The sequence below is a fragment of the Halorubrum sp. GN11_10-6_MGM genome (assembly GCF_005435165.1).
In the GTDB taxonomy this organism is placed as follows: domain Archaea; phylum Halobacteriota; class Halobacteria; order Halobacteriales; family Haloferacaceae; genus Halorubrum.
In genome coordinates, this window is the sequence record NZ_SGUC01000116.1 from 1 (window position 1) to 526 (window position 526).

The 526-nt window shown below is 59.1% G+C and carries 1 protein-coding gene; it reads right to left on the reverse strand.

Annotated features, from left to right (window positions below; genetic code table 11):
• Window positions 1-283: hypothetical protein (locus EXE46_RS16320; protein WP_137689372.1), on the reverse strand; the 283-nt coding region annotated here is incomplete at its 3' end.
• Window positions 284-526: the final 243 nt, after the last annotated feature.

Genomic DNA, 526 nt, shown 5'->3' on the forward strand with positions numbered 1-526 from the left:
GTTCATCTACTTTCCGCCGGTAGAGCTCCAGGAGCATCGCGGAGTTCAGGCCGCGGTGGTAGCCAGTACTCGGTGCCATCCCGAACGCCGCGAAGATCGCCTCGTGCGTGTACACCATGCCGACACAATCGCCCTCCTTGTGCCAGTCCTCGTCCCGACCCATCGCCAGCGTGTTCATCTGGAAGATCGCGGCTAGAGGTTCTGACTCAGCAAGGATCGGGCGCCACTCGATGATGTCCTCGTACAGGTCGGTTGGGATGTCTTTGCGAGGACACTTTCCCAACGGACTACGCTCCAGTAGGTCCTCGATCACCGACTCGGGCAAGAGGTCGACACGTTGCCTTGTGGCCGCTGAGTGGGGGTTGTGTTTCGCACGTGTGTCAAGGCCTTTCGGACGTGTATCAAGTGGTTTCCACCCACCAATGACCACTCCAACCCCGTTGTATCGCCGCTCAGCCACGAAAAGCATAGGCTCGACAGCCTCGCCCAAGCCTTCGCTAAGCACTTCAGTAACAGACTCACTGGC